Raw genomic sequence first — 18,958 nt, forward strand, 5'->3', positions numbered from 1 at the left:
CGGAGAATCCCGGATCTAGAGGTCGCCAGTCAGAGGCCGGTACGGACGGGCCGGTGTCGGCTGGTCCGCCGACTGTGGCGGGGGTGTGAGCCAGGCGAGTGGTTGTCCGGTGAGGGCGGCGTCGGCGAGGCGGAGGGCGCTGGCGGTCTTGAGCGCCGCTCGTGAGCTGTCGATCCAGCGCTGAACGTTGTCGATGCCCTGATGGCGGTACTCGACGGCCTGGACGAGGCATTCCAACTTGTCTGCGTCACGGGCGACGACGGCTTCACGTGTCTCGCCGGCTTCGTATTCGGCGACTGCGGCGGTGATGACGTCGGCGACGGCCGGTGGGCAGGCGGCGACCTGGTCGGCGGTGACGGCGGTGTTGGGTACGGCGGTGAGGTAGCGCCTGGCGATGTGGGGGATGTCGGTGATCCGGGTTTCCTGGGTGTCGTGCAGGGTGCAGAGCATCGACACGCGGGCTGGGTCGGCACCCTCCATGGCGGCGAGCATCATTCCGATGAGCGCTGTTCGGAACGAGTGTTCGGCGATGGACTCGGGTTGCTTGACGCCGGCGAACCACCAGCCGGTGCGGGCGGCGCGTTTGAGGACGCCGGCTTCGAAGATGAAGCTCATCGCTGCGGCGGCGTCGTGGTCGTCGGTCATCTGCCCGTCCCTGTGCCGGTGAGTCCGTCCGCCCGCAGGCGGTAGGCGATAGGCGATAGAGGTTAGTTCCTGCCGCGACTGCGTGGAGATCCGGTCACTGTCCAGGAGCGGGACGCTGCGGTCGAGGAACGTCCGGGTCACGGCGAGGTTGTCGAGGGCGAGATCGCGTCGTGCGGCCCAGCAGAGTTCAGGCGTTGGGACGTCAAGGGGCCATGAATTGATTCCTATCGGAGTAACAGGTTGGCAATTCCTAACGAGGTAGCGCCGATTCAAGATCGGCCAGCCAGCGCTCAACAGCAGGCTGCATAGTGCCCTCAATGTCGATCGGGTCATACGTCTCACGCAGTGCCCCGATCACGTCTGCTCCGAGGTTCCTGAACGCCTTATCCGCTAGCGAGGGGCCAGGGTCCTGATGTCGGCGCGGGAGGCGGTACGCGGCGTGTGAGGGGTTATGAGGCGGTGGGTAAGCCGGTAGCGTTGGGTGGGCACGGCGGCCTGGGCGTCAACGGTACGTCCGCGTCACGAGGAGGTCCGGGATGGATTCCTTGCCGGAGTTGACTTTCGGGCAGAGGTTGAAGGTCTACCGGGAGAGGGCCGGGAAGACCCGTGCGGTGCTCGGGGGATTGGTCGGGCGCAGCGCCGAGTGGGTCAAGGCAGTGGAGACCGATCGCATCCTGCCGCCGCGTATTCACATGCTGGATCGCATCGCGCGTGCTCTCAAGGTCGAGGTGTCTGCCTTGGCCGGGGAGCTGAGCACGCGCTCTGCTGTGGTCAACGGACCGGAACATCCGGCGCTGGCGTCAGTCCGGGACGCGGTGAACCGCTTCGCAATTTCCGACGAGGCATCCCTGGGGTCGTTGACGAGCCTGCGAGAGCGGCTCGCGATGGCATGGCGGGCGCGCCATCAGGCGTCGGATCACCGCACGGTGCTGGGCGGGTTGTTGCCGGGGCTGCTGCGCGACGCGCAGCGTGCCGCGTTGGCGTACGAGGGTGCCGAGCGTCGGCGGGCTCAGGCCCTGTTGGCGGAGACGTTCGGGCTGACGCAGATGTTCCTTGCCTATCAGCCCGCTGCCGAGTTGTTGTGGCGGGTTGCGGACCGCGCGATGGTGGCGGCGCAGGAGTCCGGCGACCCGGAGGCGGTGGCCTGCGCGGGATGGTTCCTGTGCCAGGTGCACCGGGATGCGGGTGACTGGGACACCGCGATGGCGGTGACCCTGGACCTCCTGGCAGCGCTGGAGCCGCGCGCGGCCGACGGGACCACGAACCTGTTGGCGCTGTGGGGGGCACTGAATTTCGAGGCTGCCTACACCGCCGCCCGTGCTGGTGAGGAAGGCCGGGCGTGGCGGTACTGGGATCGCGCGGATCGGGTGGCGCAGCGCCTGCCGCAGGGCTTCTATCAGCCGCAGACGTCGTTCTCACAGGTCATCATGGGTGCCCACGCGGTGACGGTGGCGGTGGAGTTGCAGAAGTCCGGTGAAGCGGTGCGCCAGGCACGCCGTCATGATTCGGCGGCGATTCCGTCGAGGCCGCGCCGGGCACGTCATCTCATCGAGGTCGCGCGGGCGCACTACGGCAAGGACGACAAGGAAACGGCCGTGCTGAGCCTCCGGCAGGCGTACGAGTCGGCACCGGAGACGATCCGCTTCAACGGGTACGCCCGGCAGATCACCTTGGACCTGCTCGACGGTCCGCGTTCCACTCGGGACGACGCCCGTGACCTTGCGGCCAAAGTCGGGCTGCTCTCGTGATCCAGGGGTAGGAACCTTACCCATTCCGCTCTGCGACCCACCGTAGCTTCTCGCTCACGAGATGCGGCGGGCGGTGCGGGTATCGCCTGGTCGCCGCGTCTCTCTCAGCTTCGAGGGCAGGCCCGTCCTCGTGCTCGAACGAGGGAGGGGCCCGTGCGGCGAATCTCGTATGACGAATACCTCTCGGCCACCGCACTGACTCTCGCCCGCAGGCATCGGCCGGTGTGGTCATGGCTGAGCTGGCGACGCGTCTGCCGCTGCGGAGCCGAGTTGCCCTGCCGTTCCCGGCACCGGATCCCAATCAGTCGTGGCCACTGGCCGCATGAAGGTGAGCGGTGAGCAGCGGGCAGCGGAAGGCGATCGTCGCCGTGCACGTCCGAGGGCTGGAGGGGATGTGGGCCGGCTGCCGGGCGTGGTCGTCGCGGCTCACGCCGTACCCGTGCTGGCAGGTGGACTGGGTGACCAGTCGCCGGGCGCGGTCGATGACGGCGGCGCTGCTCGGAGACAGCGCATGACGACGCACGGCCCGGTGCTGCCGACCTGGAGTTGTGGCGGCTGCGACGCGCCCTGGCCCTGCCGCACGCGGCAGCGCGAGCTACGTGCGGAGTTCGACGACGCTCCGCTTTCCCTGGCTTTCTACCTGGGTGCCCACCTGGTGCGGGCCTCCGAAGACCTGACCTGGGTGCCGGCGGGGACTCTGCACAGACGCTTCCTTGGTTGGCTTCGGTGAGCATCCTGCGGTCCGGCGACGAGAAGTTCCACTACAGCGACGGCTCCCACAAGTGGGTACCGCCAGATCCGGACTACGACCAAGAGATCTGGGACGAACAGGTCCGCCAACACAAGCAAGGCCATTTGAGGAACGTGCACCCGAAGGTGCGGGTCCAGCATCTCGTCTGATGCCAGACCTCCGACTATGCGAGGTCTCCGGTCTCCGATTCCCGGCGGTGGCTGAGCCGTCCACCGGAGACCTCGCTGTGTCGATCACCGGCGCACGACGATCCGCGGACCAACTCAGATCGACGACCGCTCTGGTCCCACCCCGGCCGCAACGTCACGGCAGTCGGCGGCGATGGATTCCCAGCCTCGCCGGTCGTACGACCTCCTGAATCCGGGTGCCGGGATGTCCGCGTCCACCCGAAGCCGTCCAGCCAGAGAGCGGTGACGGTCGGCGGCGGTCGCCGGCACTTCCGTGACTGGCGACCACCGCCGTCTCCTGTCCAGCGTCTGGCAAAGGGGCCGCCTGGTGGCAACCACCGTCGTACCCGAGGCGTCAGACTGTGGCCGCACCGACTCCGCCGGGTCAGTCTGTTCGCCGCGGCCTGCGGTCGCCCGCGCGTCGGGCTTTGCCGGCTGATCCGCGCGGAGTGTTCGGAACAGTCCCGAACAGGCTGAACCCTTCACGGCGGAATTGCCATAGTGAACGTTGGATGGGTGCCGGCCAGTCCGGTTCATCCGCTGCGGTAACCACCCCAAACACATCGGGAGACGCTGTGCTAAAACGCAATGCCATACGGTTAGCCGCCGTTGCTGGAGCCGCCTTACTGGCCTTCGGAATTGCCCCGTCCCAGGCTTCAGCTGACACCTCTGTCGACAAATCGGTTGCGGCGGCAGAAGGGCCTATCGTGGTAGTGGAATCCGACGTTGCGGAATCTTTTGGACCTCCCGGGCAAGATTCGACCTGCACTTATGCGAGCTTCGCCGCAGGCTGCTTTAGGCGATACGGCGACGTCTTTTATGTGCAGGACTCCCGAGCCAACATGAGCAGCCCCTACCTGCACTGGCAGAACCAGCTTCGCGGCCCCAACGGATCCTGGACGCTCTACCGCGCCGGTAAGTGCTGGAACATGCTGGACGCCCCGAACTGGGGGGTCTGCAACAAGGATTTCTACGAGCACTCAACGGTGCGGTCGGATGGCGGTCAGGGAAGTCAGCTCAGATGGCAATTGTGTGCTCCCTCCCCGGTAGGTAACGATAGTTGCACCGCCTGGACGGGCTGGATCAGCAACAACCAGTGACGGACCGCGCCGGGGATTGCGCTCCTATTGCCTAAAGCGGGGCTGGGGGGATCCCACATCGGCGCGTTTGGCAACACCCCTCCGCTAGCCTGCCACGCCTGTGGTGCCGGTGCCGGCACTACGGGCGTGGCGGCTGCCCCGACCCGCGTCGGACTGGTAGCTACGCGCATCGCGCAGATCAGGCAGGCAATCGCCGCGAGCGGGGCGCACCTCCGCAGTCAGCCTCGGCGGGCAGCGTGGGCGGCTGGCGCCTCGGCGTCCTCTACGGGCCGAACGAGTACGTGAACCTGCGCAACGCAGTCGGCTTGCGTGTCATGCGGGTCGGATCCAAGTACCACATCGGGGCCGACTACCCGAGGTCATGCCCGCCGACCAGTCCACCCTGACCGCCTTGCAGCGGTTTTGGGGCCGCCTCCGGCATCCCACACCACGGCCCCCTCAGCGACACTGAGGCAGCCGCGTTCGAGCGCGCCCAAGATGACCTCAACGCCCGGTACAGCCCGCCAGTGGGGCGCGTAAGGCGTCTCCAGTGGGTCGGGGAGGACTAGAAGTTGCCGGCGGAGTTGCACTTGACCTTCTGGTCCAGGCAGTTGCGGACCCTTGCGGCCAGCGCCTCGTCCTTCCAGGCGTTGAAGAAGTCCGCGTGCATCGAGAACGAGGTGCCGGACGCGAGGGTGATGCCGTCCGTGTTCGCGCTCAACGGGTACGAGATCACGAAGGACACCGACGGGACGGGCACCGGGTGACTCTTCGGGCAGGCTCCGGTGTGGTCGCCGTTGGCCATGTGCGCCTTGTGGTCGGGGCTGTCCAGGTGCTTGCCGTCCCAGCAGTCCGGGAAGGTGATCTGCCGGACGACGTGCGCGGTCTTGGCGCAGACCGGGAAGGTCTTGTCGGCGCTGCGGCCGATCTCGCCGCCAATGCCGGCGCACCAGAAGTGGTTGCCCTGCTTGTCCGGGGTGTCCACCTGGTTCTTGGCATTGCCGGTGATCATCCGCAGACCGAACGGGAAGGGCTGGGTCCTACTCGGGTCCTTCAGGCGGGATCCGTAGTAGACGGTCACCTCGGTCGGGTCGACGACCTTGCCGTTCTGGTACATGGTCGGCACCCAGTAGGCCGACTGGTCGTCCGGCGAGTTGCAGGTGGTCGCCTTCGACGCCCGCAGCGACTCCGCCGTCGAGTTGGCGTCGGTCGACTTGTTGCCCCAGAAGGTGTGGTTGTGCGAGCCGCCGGCCAGCTTTGGCAGGACGATCGGGTCGTCACCGTTGTGGTGGCTGACCGTGCAGCCGACGTTGAACTCGGCAACCTTCACCGGGTTGCCGGTCACCGGCTTCGGCTTGCGCGCGAAGAACGCCCTCGTCGCGGCGGCCTGCGCGGCGGCGTCGACGGTGATCCACCCACCCGACGTGGTGGGCGCGGCGGCGGTCGTGGACGAGGTGCCGGGCTTGGCGGGAGCGGACGGGCTGGTCGAGGTGCCCGGGGCGCTCGGCGTGGTCGCCGGGGCGGGCGTCGGCGTCGCGGGTCCGGACGAGCCGATGCCGGTGTCGCTGGACGGGCCGGACGCGCCGGGCGTGCCGGGGGACTCCTTGCATCCGCCGGTGAATGCCAGGCCCACCACCAGCAGGGCGGTCAGGGCGCGACGGTGTCGAGGGGTGGATCGCAGATGTGTCAACGAGGGTGCACCTTTCTTCCGAGAAGAAAGAGTACGAGTCGACCCCCCGCGCCTATCCGGCCGCGCCGATTAAATATGCCTTAAATATCGCTCCGGGATTGCCCTGTCAGCTCTGCGCGACGGTCTGTCCTGTCGATTTGATATCGATTCTCGAAAAGACGTAATCGGCGGGTCCGTCGGCAGTCCATCCCCACCGCCGCGCGGGTGTCGGCGGTGTCGCCAGCATCCCACGGGGTCGTCCGCCCCGGTGCCCCTCGGCCGCACGAGGCGTCGCGACAGATGCCGGGCCGGCCTGGGCAGCCGCGGTCGCGTTCGTCGACGACGGGCGGACCGGCGGCTACCCGGGCGCGTACGACGGCTGGGTGACCGCGTGTGCGCGACCATGACATCGGAGGCGTGCGCCCAACGGATTCACCCAACCTGTTCAAAGGTGTGTGAGAAATCACCGTAGTGGTAGTGCTGGCCCTATTCACTCACGTGTCCCGGCACCCCCGATGGTGCGGTTGGGGGGCGGCAGTCGCAGGTAAGAGGAAATCAAGCGGACGTACACCGGTCCCTCCTAGTCTTCGAAAGGTCGGTGGGTCGACCGTCACCGGAGCACGACTGCCGCTAGATGGCGCCGCCACCGCCTTGTCACCATTGATTACGGAGTAGTTGAAACCCGCTATGCCCGCGACCAGGAAAGCCAGAGCCATGCCACGTCGCCCCGATCAGGCGTGGTCCCGCCGTGTCGAGCCGTCCGGCTCCGACGATTTTGCGGCCGCAGAGTACGGGAAGTTGTTCGGGTCCTTCACGGTCGACGCCGACGGGACGGTCGCGGTGGCGGAACTCGTCGGCCGGCTGCGCGCCGCAGGCATCTCGGAGACGGACCCGCGCCTGGTCGAGGTGCGGTTCGCCACCAGCGGCGACGGTCCGGCCCGCTTCGACATATCCCGTTTCGTCGCGTGGTGCAGGACGGGTGGCGGTGTCATCGAGAGGTCCCTTCGCGGAGACCTCGTCATTCCGGACTTCGCCGCCTTGCAGACGGAGATCTTCTCGATCTACGAGGGCCTCAGGGGTGAGGACGGGGGGCAGGTCGCCGATTACATCCCGCAGCTCGGCCGCGTCGATCCGGAGAATTTCGGGATCGCGTTGTGCACGACCGACGGACAGCGTTTCGCCGTGGGGGACGCGGAGACCCCGTTCTGCGTCCAGTCGGTCTGCAAGCCGATCAACTATTGTCTGGCGCTGGAGCAGCACGGCGCCGAACAGGTCCACCGGCACGTGGGGCGGGAACCCAGCGGTCGCGGGTTCAACGAGCTGACATTGAACAACGAGGGCCTTCCGCACAACCCGATGATCAATTCGGGGGCGATCATGTGCTGCTCGCTGCTGCGCCCGAGGTGGGAGATGGCCGACCGTTTCGACCACGTCGCCGAAACGTGGCGCAGCTTGGCCGGCGGCGGGACGGTCGGCTTCAACAATGCCGTCTATCTCTCGGAACGGCGTACGGCGGATCGGAACTTCGCTCTCGGGTACTTCATGCGCGAGCACCAGGCCTTTCCGGACGGCACCGACCTCACCGAGACATTGGAGTTCTACTTCCAGTGCTGTTCCATCGAGGTCGACGCGCGGTCGCTGTCGGTCGTTGCCGCCTCGCTCGCCAACGGCGGCGTCAACCCCCTCACCCGGGAGCGGATCTTCTCGGCTGACACCGCACGCAAGTGCCTGTCGCTGATGTCGTCGTGCGGGATGTACGACTATTCGGGGGAGTTCGCCTTCACCATCGGTCTGCCGGCGAAGAGCGGTGTCTCCGGCGGACTCATGATCGTGGTTCCCGGCGTGATGGGCGTCTGCGTCTGGTCGCCCCGCCTCGACGCGCTCGGCAACTCCGTCCGGGGAGTCGCGTTCTGCAAGGAACTCATCAACCGGTTCAACTTCCACGTCTACGACTCGTTGGCCGCCGGGGAGGACTCCGGCAAACGCGACCCGCGACGTGGCAGGAACGAGGACGAGGTGGCGTCGACCACGCGGTTGCTGTGGGCCGCCAGTCACGGCGATCTGGAGTACGTCCGGCTCGCGCTGGCCGCGGGGAAGGATCCGAACTCCGCCGACTACGACCGGCGGACGGCGCTGCACCTGGCCGCCTCCGACGGAAACCTCGACGTGGTCCAGTACCTCCTGGACCGGGGGGCCGATCCAACTCTGCGGGACCGCTGGGGAGGGACGGCGCTCTCCGATGCCGAACGCGGAGCACATGACAACGTTGTCGCGCTGCTCACGTCGACGCCGGGCGAGGGCCCGGCGTCCGCCACCCTCGTGCGAACCGACGCGCCGCTCGCGGCGGTCTGAACCGTCCGTTCCACCGATCACGATTTCGTGGGCCATCCGGCCCGATCACAGGAGAAGAGACCCATGGCGTACAAGGCTGAATACATCTGGATCGACGGCACCGCGCCGACCGCGAAGCTCCGGTCGAAGACGAAGATCATCGAGGACGGCGTCACGCCGGGCACGTGGGGCTTCGACGGCTCCAGCACCAACCAGGCCGAGGGCAGCAGCTCCGACCGTGTCCTCGAACCGGTCGCCACCTACGCCGACCCCATCCGCGGCGGGGCGCACCTGCTGGTGCTCTGCGAGGTGTTCAACACCGACGGCACCCCGCACGAGTCCAACACGCGGGCGCTGCTGCGTCCGGTGGCCGAGCAGTTCGCCGGCCAGGAGTCGTTGTTCGGCATCGAGCAGGAGTACACGTTCTTCAAGGGCTCCCGCCCGCTGGGCTTCCCGGACGGCGGCTACCCGGCTCCGCAGGGCGGCTACTACTGCGGTGTGGGCGCGGACGAGATCTACGGCCGTGCCGTGGTCGAGAAGCACCTGGACAACTGCCTCGCCGCGGGCCTGTCCCTCTCCGGCATCAACGCCGAGGTCATGCCCGGCCAGTGGGAGTTCCAGGTCGGTCCGCTGTCCCCGCTGGAGGTCGCCGACCAGCTGTGGATCGCCCGCTGGCTCCTGCACCGCACGGCCGAGGACTTCGGCATCTCCGCGACCCTGGAGCCGAAGCCCGCGCGGGGTGACTGGAACGGCGCCGGCGCGCACACCAACTTCTCGACGCGCGCCATGCGGGAGAACTATTCGGCGATCATCGAGGCCTGCGAGGCCCTCGGCCGGGGCGACAAGCCCGCCGAGCACATCCGCAACTACGGCGCCGGCGTCGAGGCCCGCCTGACCGGCGCGCACGAGACGGCGCCCTGGAACGAGTACAGCTACGGCGTCTCGGATCGCGGTGCTTCCGTCCGCATCCCGTGGCAGGTGGAGATCGACAAGAAGGGCTACATCGAGGACCGCCGGCCCAACGCCAATGTCGACCCGTACACCGTGACCCGCCTCATCGTCGACACCTGCTGCAGCGCCCTGGAGGCCGCCGACCTCGTGTGAGGCGGGCGGACCACGGTCCGCGGACGACATTCACCACGCCGCACTGCTGCGGCAGCTACCACGACATGGAGTGCATCTCGATGCCAGACGGCTTCGACGCGGGGGATACCGCATTCGTTCTGATCAGTGCCGCGTTGGTCATGCTGATGACCCCCGGCCTGGCGTTCTTCTACGGCGGGATGGTTCGCGTGAAGAGCGTTCTCAACATGCTGCTGATGAGCTTCATCAGCCTGGGCATCGTCAGCGTGCTCTGGGTGACCTACGGATACTCGCTCGCCTTCGGCGACGACGTCGGTGGACGCGGACTCGTCGGCGATCTGAGCAACGTGGGCCTGAGCGGCATCTCGGACACCACGTTGACGGGCAGCATTCCGGTGCTCGCGTTCGCGGTCTTCCAGATGATGTTCGCCGTCATCACCCCGGCCCTGATCAGCGGGGCGATCGCCGACCGTGCCAGGTTCGGCGCGTGGATGCTGTTCGTCGCGCTCTGGGTGACCGTGGTGTATTTCCCGGTGGCCCACTGGGTGTGGCAGGCCGACGGTTGGATCTTCAAGCTCGGCGTGAAGGACTTTGCCGGAGGCACGGCGGTCCACATCAACGCCGGCATGGCCGCCCTCGGCGCGCTCCTCGTCCTCGGCAACCGGGTCGGCTTCCGGCGTGAGTCGATGCGGGCGCACAGCCTGCCGCTCGTGATGCTCGGCTCCGGCCTGCTGTGGTTCGGGTGGTTCGGGTTCAACGCCGGATCGGCCCTCGCCGCCAATGGCACCGCCAGCGTCGCCTTCATGAACACCCAGGTGGCGGCCGGTGCCGGCATGATCGGATGGCTCGTCTGGGAGCGCGTACGCAAGGGTGGCTTCACCTCCCTGGGCGCCGCGTCGGGCGCGGTCGCCGGCCTGGTGGCGATCACCCCCGCCTGCGCGGTCGTGAACACCTGGGGTGCGATCGCCATCGGTGTCATCGCCGGTGTCGTCTGCGCCTGGGCCGTCGGCCTCAAGGACCGCTTCGGCTACGACGACTCACTGGACGTCGTGGCGGTTCACGCGGTCGGTGGTTTCGTCGGGACGCTGCTCATCGGAGTGTTCGACACCACCGACGGCCTCGTCGCCGGCGCCGGTGCCGGGCAACTGGGGAAGCAGGCAATCGGCGCCTTCGCCGTCGCCGCGTATTCGGTGGCGCTGACCTGGCTGCTCGTCAAGATCATTGATGTGACGGTCGGCTTCCGGGTGCCGCGATCGGACGAGGTCGCCGGTATCGACCAGGTCCTGCACGCGGAGAGCGCCTACGACTTCGACGTGAGCGAGGGGCGGGCCGACCCGGTCGGCTCGACCGGCGGCCGGGCGCAGGACAGGACCGCCCAGCATCCGATCATGGACGTCCTCAACGGCCCGTACACCCGCTGACCGACTGCGACGGACATCGCCGTGGTCCGGACCGGGAGGGGTGCGCCAACCCCGCCCGGTCCGCCGGCGTACGTCGACGGGAGCCGTCGCACTGGCAGCCGTCGCGTGGACGACGCTAGAATCTGACGCTGACGTCAGAGGTAAGTGTTGTCGGCGTCACCACGTGAGGGGAGGGGCCGTGCGGATCGGAGAACTCGCCACCAGCACGGGAGTGTCGGTGCGCGCCCTGCGCTATTACGAGGAGCAGTCGCTGCTGATCCCCGAGCGCAGCGGCGGTGGCCAGCGCCAGTACGGCGATAAAGCGGTCGACCGCGTCCAGCTCATCCAGACGCTGTACGCCGCGGGTCTGTCCAGCCGGACGATCCTGGATCTGCTGCCCTGCGTCGACGCGCAGGTCAACACCCCGCAGTCCCGTGCCCTGCTGAACGCCGAACGGGATCGCATCACCCACCAGATCGACCAGCTCGTCCAGGTTCGGGATCGCCTCGACGCGGTGATCAGCGCCAGCGAGGACCCGGGCAACGGCTGCGGCTACGCCGACGAGACCCCGCGATAGTCGCCCGTGGGACGGTGCTGTCGCACGGTCGCGGGCGGTGCGCCGGAAGTGAGGTCGGGGATGCCGTAGAGCTGGTCGAGGACCTGGATCGCGGCCCCGGCGGCGATCACGTCCGCGCCGAGGGTGGAGAGGGTCACGGTCGGGGCGAGCCAGTCCGTACGGCGCACGTCGGTACGGACGGCCTGCTCCACGGCGGCGCGGTAGACCTCGGCGTGGCGCAGCAGATCCGCGCCGGCGAGGACCACGTGGGCGAGGTCGAGGGTCTGGAGCAGGTTGACGACGCCGATCGCCAGGACCCGGGCGGCACGCGGGACGTCCCCAGCCTCGGCGGCACGGAGGTGGACGACCTCCAGGCAGCCGTGACGTCCGCAGACGCAGACGGGCCCGTCCAGGTCGACGACCGTGTGGCCGAACTCGCCGGCGTTGGTGTGTGCCCCCCGATGGGCCGCGCCGCCCAGCCAGAAGCCGCCCCCGATGCCGGATTCGACCATGATGAGCGCCGCGTCGCCGAATGTCGCGCCGTGCCGCCACGCCTCGGCGGTGACACCGGCGGTCACGTCCTTGTCCAGGTGCACCGGCAGACGAAGGCGCGCTTCGGCCAGTTCGCGCAGCGGTACGTCGTGCCAGTGTCGTAGGCCGTGCGCGTCCCGGACCAGCCCGTTGGCGTGGTCCAGAGGGCCGATCATGCCGAGGCCCACGCCGGTCAGCCGGTCCCGTAGCGCGGGGTCCTCGGTGATCGTCCCGATCGTCCCGATGCCGGCGCAGAGGGCGTCGAGGAGCTGTTCCGGGGTGAAGTCCGCGGGCAGCGGTCGGACCGTCGAGTGGCGCACGGCGCCGGCCAGGTCGACCAGGACCAGTCGCAGCGTGCGCCGGGCGACGTGCGCGCCGATCGCGTACCGACTGTCGGGGACCAGCTCGTAGACGACCGCGGGTTTGCCGATGCCCGGGCGGCGGACACCGGCGGGTCGGATCAGGCCGTCGGCGCTCAGGCGCGCGATGACCTTGGAGACGGCCTGCGGGGTCAGGCCGGTGGCGGCGACGACCGTCGACCGTTCGAACGTCCCTGCCGTACGCCCCACGGCCAGCACCTGCGCCTGGTTGTAGCCGCGCAGGAACGTCACGTCCGCTGTGGTACGCGTCATCTCGCCACTCTATTACGCAACGCTGTTGCTAAATTCGCTCGGTGAACGCACTGAGCAGAGGTCAACGGCTCGCGGCGCTCGCCGCCCTGGCACTGGGCGGCGTGGCGGTCGGCCTGACGGAGTTCGTGGCCATGGGCCTGCTCCCCGAGATGGCACGCGACCTGCTCGCCCAGGACTACGCCCGATCCTCGTCGGACGCCGTCGCCCGGGCCGGTTGGATGATCACGGCGTACGCGCTGGGCGTCGTCGTGGGCGCTCCCCTGATCGCGGCACTCAGCGCCCGCCTGCCCCGCCGCAGGCTCGTACTCGGGCTGCTCGTCCTCTTCGCCGCCGGCACGATCGCCTCGGCGACCGCCCCGAACTTCGAGCTGGTGCTGGTCGCGCGGTTCGTCGCGGCGCTGCCGCACGGCGCGTACTTCGGGGCGGCCGGCCTGCTCGCCGCGACCCTGATGGGCCCCGGTAACGAGGCGCGGGGCTTCGCCACCGTGCTCGGAGGCCTGACCGTGAGCAACGTGGTGGGCGTACCGCTGATCACCCGGCTCGGGCAGGAGGCCGGCTGGCGTACGGCGTACCTGGTCATCGCCGGTGTCTTCCTGCTCACGCTGCTGGCCGTGCTGGCGGTCGTGCCGGAGGTCGCCGCGGCGGCGGACGGCTCGCCGGCCGCCGAGCTGCGGGCCCTGCGGACCTCGCAGGTCTGGCTGGTCGCGGCCACCGGCGCGATCGGCTTCGCCGGATTCTTCGCGGTCGACTCGTACATCGCGCCGGTCACCACCGACGTCGCCGGGCTCTCCGCCGCGACGGTGCCGTGGGTGCTGGTCGCGGTGGGCCTCGGCATGACCGTCGGCAACGCCCTCGGCGGTTGGCTCGCCGACCGGGATCTGCGTCGCAGCCAGATGATCGGCTTCGTGGCGATGATCGCCAGCATCGGCGTGTTCAGTCTCGTCGCGTCGCACCCGGTGGGTCTCTTCGTGGGCGCGTTCGGTGTCGGCGCGACGAGTCTCTACCTCGGTCCGGTCCTGCAGGCACGCCTCATCACGGTCGCCCCCGGCGCCCAGTTGATGGGCGCGGCGCTCAACCAGTCCGCCATGAACATCGCGAACAGCCTGGGCGCGGCGCTGGGCAGCGTCGGCATCGCCGCCGGGCTCGGCTACCTCGCGCCGGCGCGGGTGGGCCTGGTCCTGGCGGTCGTCGGGCTGGGCCTGGGAATCGTCAGCTACGCGGGGCGTCGTCGGGACCGGGAGCCGGCCGCCGTGGCGGGCTGACCGCCGCCGGCGTCGGTCAGGTGACCGACGAGGCGAGGAGGTCGCCGACGGACGCGCGGACCGGATCGGGATTCGCCCAGGACCAGTTCGGGTGGGCCCGGTTCGTGAGCAGGGCGAGGACCAGCTTGCGGCCCGGGTCGACCAGCAGCGAGGGACCGGCGAACCCGGTGTGGCCGAAGGTGCGACCCGACGCGAGCCGGCCCATGAACCACTGCTGGTTGAGCACGACGCCGAGACCGTGGGCGGCCGTACGGTGCGGACGCTCCGGGTCGACGGCCGGCTTGCCCGCGTTGTGGTTGGTGAGCATCCGGCGCACGGTGTCGGCGGCGAGGACCCGTCGGCCCTGGTAGGTGCCACCGTCGAGGAGCATCTGGCCGACCGCCGCGAGATCGCTGGCGCTGGCGAACACCCCCGCGTGACCGGCGACGCCCCCGAGGTGGTTGGCGACGTCGTCGTGCACGGTGCCTCGGAGGAGGCCGCGCGACGAGCGGGCGTCGGTGGCGACCATTCGGGCCGCCCTCTCGCTGGCCGACAGCCAGGTCGTGGGGGCGAAGCCGGTGTCGCGCAGGCCGAGTGGACCGGTGAGGTTCGCCTTGAGCGCCTGGTCGAGGCGTTTGCCGGTGACCTTCTCGACGATCTTGCCGGCGACCATGAGGCCGACGCTGGAGTAGCGGAACGTGTCCCCGGGCACGGCGCCCGAGACCAGCGGTGTGGCGAGGACCGCGTTCCACCGGGCGGCGTTGTCCGGCAGGCCGGTGACCTTGGCACCGACCGGGAGACCGCTGGTGTGGGTGAGCAGCATCTCGACGGTGACGCGGTCCTTGCCCGTGCCGGTGAACCCCGGCAGATAGTCGCGCACCGGGGCGCCCAGGTCGACACGGCCCCTGTCGACCTGCTGGAGCAGCAGGATGGCGGTGTAGACCTTGGTGACCGAGGCGAGGTCGAAGATGGAGTCCGGGCGCATGGCGACCCGGCTCTTCGCCGCGAGCAGTTTCGGTCCGGCCGCGTAGCGCAGGGCCTCCCCGACCGCGGTGTGCACGGTCATCTTGCCGTTGACCAGCACGAGGGCGACCGCACCGGGAAAACCGTGGTGCGTGACGGTCTGTGCCGAGGCGGGCAGGTGTCGCCGCAGCAACGCGGTCACGTCCGCGGCGTACCGGGCCTGGTTGCCCGGCGCGCCCGCGCCGGCCGTGGGGGAGGCGCTCGGCGTACCCGACGAAGCGGCCGTGGGCTTTCCGGCCGCGCCGAATCCCACCCTGTTCCCCGCCGCGTCGGTGGCCGTCACCGTGCCGCCCGGGTCGGCCCCACCCGCCGACTCGCCGCCGCTGTCGCCGCAGCCGGTGAGAGCGGAGGTCGCAGCGGCCAGGCCAACGCCGAGCAGGGTACGACGGGCGACGGGCATGCCGGTGATGTTGACAGATCCGAATCGTGCGCGCCAAGCCCAATCAGCCGTACGCTCACCTCGTCCAGCGTTCTGGCCGGTTTCCGACACCTGTGCGGGCCGTACGGGCGACCGTCACCGCCTGTGCAACGATCGTCAGGCATCCTGTCGAACGGCCGGCGCCGCCGGTCTGTCCGTGCGGCAGACCCGGGGGAGGGTGCCCTGCCTCGTACTCCTTTGGAGAGCACCATGTCCCTCTCCCCGGTTCGGGTCTTCGCCGCGTTGAACGCCGTGCGACCTCCCGAGCAGCCAACTCCGGTCCTGGGCAAGGCGGTGGTGGTCGGCGGCAGCGTCGCCGGCCTGCTGGCCGCCCGGGTCCTGTCCGACCACGCCGAGAGCGTGATCCTCATCGACCGGGACGACCCGCAGGTCAGCGGCGCCCGGCCCGGCGTGCCCCAGGGCACCCAACTGCACGCGCTGCTGCCCGGCGGTCTTCTGCAACTGGAGCAGTTGTTTCCCGGGTTCCGCCAGCAGGCGCTGGCCCACGGCGCGGTCGAGGCGCCACCCGCCACCCGACGCAGCTACCTCGACGGTCGACGCAAGGTGGTCGTACCCGACGACGACGACAGCCTCGCCGGCAGTCGGCCGCTGCTGGAAGGGCTGATCCGCCAGCAGGTGCTCCGACTCCCCAACGTCAAGACCGTCACCGCCCGCGCCACCGGGCTCGTGATCGAGGGCGACGCGGTCACCGGTGTGCGCTGCGAGGTCAACGGGGTGGCCGGCGTCGAGGGCGGCGACCTGGTTGTCGACGCCATGGGCCGGTCCAGCCGACTCTCCGACTGGCTGGAACAGGCCGGTTGGGAGCGGCCCGCCACCCGCCGGATGCCGGTGCACCTCAACTACGCCACCGCGCTGTTCCGACGCCCGGAGCAGACCCCTCAGACGCGCGTCGTCATGGCCCTGCACACCCCAGGGACCATGACGGACGTCGCCGGCGCCGCCTTCTTCGCCATCGAGGACGGTCGGTGGATGGCCATGATGGCCGGCTACGGCGACGACCGGCCGGGGCGCACCGCGCAGGACTTCGTCCGACGGCTGCGCGAGCAGTTCCCGCCCGAGTTCGGCGAGGTCGCCGACCAGGAGATGATCGGTGACGTGCAGACCTACCACCACGCCGACAGCCGGCGTCGGGACTTCCACGCGTTGCGGCGCTTCCCGGCCCGGCTCGTCAGCGTGGGCGACGCCGTCGCGTCGTTCAACCCGGTGTACGGGCAGGGGATGACGGCCGCGGCCCTGCACGCGGCCTGCCTGTCGGCGTACCTACGCCCCGGCCCGGACCTGAGCGTGCCGGCCCGCCACTTCCTCGACCTGCAGAAGGTCGTGGTCGACGCCGCGTGGTCGACGTCGACCTCCGCCGACCTGGCGCTGCCGCACGTCGACGGCCCCTACCCGCGCGGCTACCGGGTCACGAGCTGGGCGAGCCGGCAGATCCTCACGGCGACCGTGACGGACGTGGCGATCGCGCGCCGCTTCAACGAGGTCGTCTCCATGCGTGAGCACCCGCTGTCGCTGGCCAAACTCGGCGTGATCCTGGGCGCCGTGCGCGCCAACCGTCGGGCGCGCTGACGGACAACCCCGCCGCCCGTCCGGCGTCTGACGGGCGGCGGGTTCGCCGCTACCGCGCGGCCGACCGCAGGATGTCGACGACGAAGCGGTGGTCGTCCAACTGCGGAAGCCCGGAGACGCCCATCCAGCCCACCACGCCGGTGCCGCGCACCCGCAGTGGCAGCGCGCCCCCGGCGGCGGCGTACCGGGAGGCCGGCAGCCCGTAACGCTCGGTCAGCGTCACGTTCTTGTCCTGGCAGAGCCGGGCCACGTAGAGCGACGAGTGCTCGAACCGCATCACCACCCGGCCCTTGCGGCGCAGCCAGGCGTCGTTGTCCTGGGTGGAGCCGGGCAGGCCACAGTGGAACAGCTGACGCCCGGCCCGCCACACGCCCACCGCGACCGGCAGCGCCCGCTCGCTCGCGGCGGCCACCGCGCGCATGGCCAGCTCGTACGCGTCCGTCTCGGACAGGCCGGTACGTTCCAGCTCCGCCTCCTCGCGGAGCAGCTCGTCCAGGGTCGGCCAGGAATCGTGGTCGGATGTCATGGGTTTCTCCTCGTCGTTCACCAGGCGCACGGCGCGTAGTCCTTCAGGAAGCAGCCGTACAGGTCCTCGCCCTGCTCGCCGCGGACGATCGGGTCGTACACCCGGGCCGCGCCGTCGACCAGGTCCAGCGGGGCGTGGAACCCCTCGTCGGCCAGGCGCATCTTCGTCGGGTGCGGCCGCTCGTCGGTGATCCAACCCGTGTCGACGCTGGTCATCAGGATGCCGTCGGTCAGCATCTCCTGGGCGCTGGTGCGGGTCAGCATGTTCAACGCGGCCTTGGCCATGTTGGTGTGCGGGTGCCCCGGACCCTTGTAGCCGCGACCGAACTGACCCTCCATCGCCGAGACGTTCACCACGTACTTGCGGCGGGCCGGCGCGGCGGCCATCGCCGGACGTAGCCGGCTGACCAGCACGAACGGTGCGGTCACGTTGCACAACTGCACTTCCAGCAGCTCGACCGGGTCGACCTCCTGCACCCGCTGCACCCAGCTGTTGACCGGGTCGAGATCCGGCACGAGACCGCCGGCGTCGATGGCGGTGGACGCCGCGATCCGCTCCGGCGAGGCCGACCCGCTGGTCAACGCCAGCGCGGTGAGCGCGTGCGGGGTGAGGGCCGGCGACTCCGAGCCGGCGGTGAGCGCGCCACCCGCGCCGGCCGCCTTGGTGAACGTGATCAGCTCCGGCAGGGGCCCGTCCGGCAGGGCCGCGGCCTCCGCGGCGACGAGCTGGGCGTACGCCCCGGGCGAGCGGCGGACCGTCTGCGCCGCGTTGTTGATCAGGATGTCGAGGGGGCCCTGGCTGCTGACCGAGTCGGCAAGGGCGATCACCTGCGCCGGGTCGCGCAGGTCGATGCCGACGATCCGCAGGCGGTGCAGCCAGTCCGCGCTGTCGGGCATCGCGGCGAACCGGCGGACCGCGTCGTGCGGGAACCGGGTCGTCACCGTCGTGTGCGCACCGTCGCGCAGCAGCCGCAGCGCGATGTACATGCCGATCTTCGCGCGCCCGCCGGTGAGCAGCGCGCGCCGGCCGGTCAGGTCGGTACGGGCGTCCCGGCGCTCCCGGTTCAGCGCGGCGCAGGACGGGCAGAGCTGGTGGTAGAAGGCGTCCACCTCGCGGTAGCGCTGCTTGCAGATGTAGCAGCCGCGCGGGTTGTGCAGGAGCCCCGCCGTCGTGCCGCTGGTGGGGGAGGCGAGGGGGATGCCCTGGGTCTCGTCGTCGATCCGACCCGGGGCGCCGGTGGCCGTGGCCTCCGTCACCGCACGGTCGGCCGCCAGGATGGCGTCGCGTCGCTCCTCACGTCGCCGCTGCTTGATCACCTTGTAGAGCCTCGCGGTGGCCCGCTGCACCCGCACCACGTCGGGGTGGTCGGGAGGAAGGGCCTCCAACGCCTCGAAGACGCTCAGGCAGGTCTCCAGCCGGTTCCGGTCGATGCCGCCCTGAGCGTTGTCGGGAATGTTGTCCACCGTCATGCGTCGTTGTCTCGTCCCGTTTCCTGTGCCGGATTTCGCCGGCCCACCCCAAGTCCGACCCGAAACTGTACGCACCGCGGCGTCCCGGCCGCACCCCACGCC

At 69.7% G+C, this 18,958-nt stretch carries 15 protein-coding genes; 9 read left to right on the plus strand and 6 right to left on the minus strand.

Annotated elements, in window-relative coordinates:
• Positions 1-15: 15 nt before the first annotated feature.
• The gene (locus ACQP0N_RS13470) at positions 16-645 is read right to left on the minus strand and encodes an HD domain-containing protein (protein WP_433120426.1); all 630 of its coding nucleotides are present in this window, start codon (positions 643-645) and stop codon (positions 16-18) included.
• Between the two features lie 536 nt (positions 646-1,181).
• Here ACQP0N_RS13470 and ACQP0N_RS13475 point away from each other — a divergent pair.
• The 3 genes from ACQP0N_RS13475 to ACQP0N_RS13485 all read left to right on the plus strand — a co-directional run bounded on the left by ACQP0N_RS13475 (position 1,182) and on the right by ACQP0N_RS13485 (position 3,293).
• Positions 1,182-2,393 (plus strand): helix-turn-helix domain-containing protein, encoded by a 1,212-nt coding sequence (locus ACQP0N_RS13475; protein WP_433120428.1) that lies wholly within the window; start codon positions 1,182-1,184, stop codon positions 2,391-2,393.
• A 335-nt stretch (positions 2,394-2,728) separates the two neighbouring features.
• Positions 2,729-2,908, plus strand: a complete 180-nt coding sequence (locus tag ACQP0N_RS13480) for a hypothetical protein (protein ID WP_433120430.1) — start codon at positions 2,729-2,731, stop codon at positions 2,906-2,908.
• A 211-nt stretch (positions 2,909-3,119) separates the two neighbouring features.
• Positions 3,120-3,293 carry a hypothetical protein gene (locus ACQP0N_RS13485; RefSeq protein WP_433120432.1) on the plus strand — a complete coding sequence of 58 codons (174 nt, stop codon included), beginning with the start codon at positions 3,120-3,122 and terminating at the stop codon, positions 3,291-3,293.
• 1,662 nt (positions 3,294-4,955) lie between these two features.
• On the opposite strand, the gene ACQP0N_RS13490 is transcribed toward ACQP0N_RS13485, so the two are convergent.
• Positions 4,956-6,080, minus strand: a complete 1,125-nt coding sequence (locus ACQP0N_RS13490) for a DUF1996 domain-containing protein (protein WP_433120434.1) — start codon at positions 6,078-6,080, stop codon at positions 4,956-4,958.
• Between the two features lie 777 nt (positions 6,081-6,857).
• Between ACQP0N_RS13490 and glsA the strand changes: the two genes are divergently transcribed.
• From glsA to ACQP0N_RS13510, 4 genes are all read left to right on the plus strand, one after another.
• Positions 6,858-8,411, plus strand: coding sequence for a glutaminase A (gene glsA, locus ACQP0N_RS13495; RefSeq protein ID WP_433120436.1), 1,554 nt, complete (start codon positions 6,858-6,860; stop codon positions 8,409-8,411).
• A gap of 63 nt (positions 8,412-8,474) precedes the next feature.
• The gene (gene glnII, locus ACQP0N_RS13500; RefSeq protein WP_396799678.1) at positions 8,475-9,494 is read left to right on the plus strand and encodes a glutamine synthetase; all 1,020 of its coding nucleotides are present in this window, start codon (positions 8,475-8,477) and stop codon (positions 9,492-9,494) included.
• 80 nt (positions 9,495-9,574) lie between these two features.
• Positions 9,575-10,894, plus strand: a complete 1,320-nt coding sequence (locus tag ACQP0N_RS13505; RefSeq protein ID WP_433120438.1) for an ammonium transporter — start codon at positions 9,575-9,577, stop codon at positions 10,892-10,894.
• A gap of 178 nt (positions 10,895-11,072) precedes the next feature.
• Positions 11,073-11,450, plus strand: coding sequence for a MerR family transcriptional regulator (locus ACQP0N_RS13510; protein ID WP_433120440.1), 378 nt, complete (start codon positions 11,073-11,075; stop codon positions 11,448-11,450).
• On the opposite strand, the gene ACQP0N_RS13515 is transcribed toward ACQP0N_RS13510, so the two are convergent.
• Positions 11,426-12,592, minus strand: a complete 1,167-nt coding sequence (locus tag ACQP0N_RS13515) for an ROK family protein (RefSeq protein ID WP_433120442.1) — start codon at positions 12,590-12,592, stop codon at positions 11,426-11,428. The two genes, ACQP0N_RS13510 and ACQP0N_RS13515, sit on opposite strands and share 25 nt — an antisense overlap.
• 41 nt (positions 12,593-12,633) lie before the next feature.
• On the opposite strand from ACQP0N_RS13515, the gene ACQP0N_RS13520 reads away from it, so the two are divergent.
• Positions 12,634-13,854 carry an MFS transporter gene (locus ACQP0N_RS13520; protein WP_433120444.1) on the plus strand — a complete coding sequence of 407 codons (1,221 nt, stop codon included), beginning with the start codon at positions 12,634-12,636 and terminating at the stop codon, positions 13,852-13,854.
• A gap of 16 nt (positions 13,855-13,870) precedes the next feature.
• Here the strand turns inward: ACQP0N_RS13520 and ACQP0N_RS13525 are convergent, their stop codons facing one another.
• A complete protein-coding gene (locus tag ACQP0N_RS13525; protein WP_433120446.1) occupies positions 13,871-15,256 on the minus strand; it encodes a serine hydrolase domain-containing protein in 1,386 nt (461 codons plus the stop codon).
• Positions 15,257-15,484: 228 nt separating this feature from the next.
• Between ACQP0N_RS13525 and ACQP0N_RS13530 the strand changes: the two genes are divergently transcribed.
• Positions 15,485-16,861 (plus strand): FAD-dependent oxidoreductase, encoded by a 1,377-nt coding sequence (locus ACQP0N_RS13530; protein WP_433120448.1) that lies wholly within the window; start codon positions 15,485-15,487, stop codon positions 16,859-16,861.
• 49 nt (positions 16,862-16,910) lie between these two features.
• Here the strand turns inward: ACQP0N_RS13530 and ACQP0N_RS13535 are convergent, their stop codons facing one another.
• On the minus strand, positions 16,911-17,387 hold the full coding sequence (locus tag ACQP0N_RS13535; protein WP_433120450.1) for a heme-degrading domain-containing protein: 477 nt from the start codon (positions 17,385-17,387) through the stop codon (positions 16,911-16,913).
• A 17-nt stretch (positions 17,388-17,404) separates the two neighbouring features.
• Positions 17,405-18,856: an SDR family NAD(P)-dependent oxidoreductase gene (locus ACQP0N_RS13540; protein ID WP_355050097.1), complete on the minus strand. Its 1,452-nt coding sequence runs from the start codon at positions 18,854-18,856 to the stop codon at positions 17,405-17,407.
• Positions 18,857-18,958 lie beyond the last annotated feature (102 nt).

The sequence above is a fragment of the Micromonospora sp. CA-246542 genome, assembly GCF_050942905.1.
GTDB lineage: Bacteria > Actinomycetota > Actinomycetes > Mycobacteriales > Micromonosporaceae > Micromonospora.

Bases quoted from the DNA above. Each gene is read 5' to 3' on its own strand.
- ACQP0N_RS13470 (WP_433120426.1), bottom strand. From the start codon at position 645: ATGACCGACGACCACGACGCCGCCGCAGCGATGAGCTTCATCTTCGAA.
- ACQP0N_RS13475 (WP_433120428.1), top strand. From the start codon at position 1,182: ATGGATTCCTTGCCGGAGTTGACTTTCGGGCAGAGGTTGAAGGTCTAC.
- glnII (WP_396799678.1), top strand. From the start codon at position 8,475: ATGGCGTACAAGGCTGAATACATCTGGATCGACGGCACCGCGCCGACC.
- ACQP0N_RS13505 (WP_433120438.1), top strand. From the start codon at position 9,575: ATGCCAGACGGCTTCGACGCGGGGGATACCGCATTCGTTCTGATCAGT.
- ACQP0N_RS13515 (WP_433120442.1), bottom strand. From the start codon at position 12,592: ATGACGCGTACCACAGCGGACGTGACGTTCCTGCGCGGCTACAACCAG.
- ACQP0N_RS13525 (WP_433120446.1), bottom strand. From the start codon at position 15,256: ATGCCCGTCGCCCGTCGTACCCTGCTCGGCGTTGGCCTGGCCGCTGCG.
- ACQP0N_RS13530 (WP_433120448.1), top strand. From the start codon at position 15,485: ATGTCCCTCTCCCCGGTTCGGGTCTTCGCCGCGTTGAACGCCGTGCGA.
- ACQP0N_RS13535 (WP_433120450.1), bottom strand. From the start codon at position 17,387: ATGACATCCGACCACGATTCCTGGCCGACCCTGGACGAGCTGCTCCGC.
- ACQP0N_RS13540 (WP_355050097.1), bottom strand. From the start codon at position 18,856: ATGACGGTGGACAACATTCCCGACAACGCTCAGGGCGGCATCGACCGG.